Below are 2,400 nucleotides of genomic sequence, written 5' to 3'. Positions count from 1 at the left end.
CGACACGGTGCGGTTCGTCATCTCGGCCGATGCCGATTGCTTTCTGTATATGCTCAACGCATACGGCGGGGGCAAGCTCGCTTGCCAATACACGCGCAAACTGACCCCGGGCCGCCGGGTAACACTCGAGTGCCCCGCCGTATACGGCGGCAAGAAGCAGGAAGATGTGAAGTTCGTGGTTTCGGATGAACCTCTGGACATCGACCGGGCGCTGAAGCAGGTGCATCCTGCGGCTGTCGTCATGGCACTACGGCATCAGGCGCAGGGCTTTGGGGCTAAGTACGCCGAAAAGACCGTCTCCATCCTGATTGAATCGAGATGACCAAAAGGGCCAGCCGCTAGCCGTGAGTTTCAGGCCGTCGACAGTTGGGCGTCTGCAATTCATCGTGCGGCTGTCTGTGGACCAGTGTCTGCCCTGCGCCTGTGCCGCAGTACTCCTGATCAGCTTCGCTCGACGGGCCGAGGCCACCGCATGCACACGCTGGTTCGTGACTTGCGGGAGTGCCGACCTAGGATACGGCATTAGCGGACACAACCTTGTCACGTCAAGTGCAGTATTCCAGGCTGGCTACTTTCACCGGAACATGGGCGTGGGCGTCGGAGCGTATGGCCAAGTTTGGCACGAAGCCGCCCGACGCGTCTACCAAGGAACGTCCTATGTGCCGGTGTCGCTCTACTACATGCCCGCTGGTTGGTCATTTGGTTGGGGTACGATGGAGGCAAGGGCTGCCTTGGAGTTCAGCCTGTGGGGGCGTAGCGCTGTGCTTGGTCACTCCCACTGGACAGATTCGGCTGGTTGGCGCCTCGTTGAGCAGACAGGGCTCTATCACATGAACTATGCTGACCTGTCGGGTCAGCTCGTATTCAACCCCAGTCGAGTCCTGCCGCTACGCGTCAGAATCGGCGTGTTTGTCGCCAATGGAGTGATGGTGACCGGCGATGGGTCTGAATCTTGGTACGAACTGAGCGGCATGGGCGTGTTGCCCTACGCCTCAATCGGGCTTTCCTTGGGTTATTGCCACCCACAGCGCACGCCGGTACGGCAGCTCGCTCAGAGACAAGCGCCTCACGGAGCAGCAGCCCGTTCCTCGCCGGTGGACAGCGCTGCGCAAGTACGGCAGCATCCCGTCGGGATTGCGTGCGCACCATTCCCGAACGGTCCGGTAGACGACGCTGTGAAGTCCGGTATTCTGAAGGACGTGACCAGCAAGGCGGGACTACTTGGTCTGTGGTGCTCAGCTGATAGAGGGTATGTCAGGTGCGAGTCGATTGCCCCAGGGTCGGTCCTGGCGGGACTCGTCGCACCGCGGGACCGCATTGCGGGTCTGTGTGGTTTCCCCGTGACGAGCGTGAGGGACCTAGGGGTGATAGAATCGAACATCAGGCCCGGCGACAAGGTCACGGCGATAACGGTGCGGGGAAGCACTTGGCTCGCCAGCGATATCGTTGTGCCCCGGGAACCACCTCAACGAGTCTCGCCCCCAGCCGTCAGACCCGCATTCCCACCCAGGCTGGAGGCCAGACTGGCGTTTGCAGAGATGGGCAAGAAGGACTCCGCGCTAGACGCGAGTGAGGAGGCGCACATCGTTGTCACCGTGACGAACAAGGGCGAGGGCGAGGCGAACGACCTTCGTGTGAAAGCAGAGCCAATCTCCTCTATGTCCGGCATAACCGTCGGCCGTGAGCAGACTATTGAGCGTCTGGCTGCTGGGGCCAGCGATTCGGTGAGCATACAGTTGCGTGCGGCTGATGACCTGAAAGACCAGGAGGTCCGGTTCCGTATCTCAGCCATCGAGCCGACATTCGGGGCCGATGCCCCGCCAGCGGTCATAGCTATCACTACTAGGCGTCTTGAGCCTCCCGACCTATTTGTCTATGACAAGGCCATAACTGACGACCCCAAGAAGAGCGACTATACGGATGGTAACGGGAACGGCCAGTGGGAGACCAACGAGCAGGTTGAGTTGACGTTTGCCATTCAGAACAAGGGAACCGGCCCGGCTGAAGGCGCTGAGGTCGAGGTCGCCACCACGAGCCCGAATGTAATCGTGATGGGCGGAAGGGTCACGTTCGGCCTAGGCGACGTTGCTGCAGGCGACTATCGAATGGTCAAGTGCCCGGTGTATGTGAACCCGCGGTTCCAGGACTCAGGGGTCAGGTTGGTGCTGAACATCCAAGACGAACGGCCAAGATTCGCCTGGTCTGATACCGTGATGATTCCCCTGAACCAGCAGGTAAAAGAGGCCTCAGAAGTCGTAGTCGCGCCTAAGCGCACGTCTCGACCCCCGGCGACCGTCCCGCCACCGTCCCTGACGGACAGCCTGCTGGTCGGCATCCCCAGGGGTCCGCAGAACCCAGATGCATTCGCAGTTGTCATCGGTGCGGCCAACTACCGGGACG

2 protein-coding genes are annotated in these 2,400 nt (G+C 60.8%); both read left to right on the top strand.

The window, feature by feature from the left end; translation table 11 throughout:
• Nucleotides 1-49: 49 nt before the first annotated feature.
• On the top strand, nt 50-322 hold the full coding sequence (locus FJY68_14230) for a hypothetical protein (GenBank protein MBM3332980.1): 273 nt from the start codon (nt 50-52) through the stop codon (nt 320-322).
• Nucleotides 323-344: 22 nt separating this feature from the next.
• Nucleotides 345-2,400: hypothetical protein (locus tag FJY68_14225; GenBank protein MBM3332979.1), on the top strand; the 2,056-nt coding region annotated here is incomplete at its 3' end.

Source organism: candidate division WOR-3 bacterium (assembly GCA_016867815.1).
In the GTDB taxonomy this organism is placed as follows: Bacteria; Hydrothermota; Tepidihabitantia; order Tepidihabitantales; family Tepidihabitantaceae; genus UBA2258.
Note: the sequence above shows the minus strand (reverse complement) of the source record. Positions and strands in the feature narration are given on the sequence as shown.

Excerpts from the sequence above, each read along its gene's own strand:
- FJY68_14230 (MBM3332980.1), top strand. The coding sequence starts at position 50 with ATGCTCAACGCATACGGCGGGGGCAAGCTCGCTTGCCAATACACGCGC.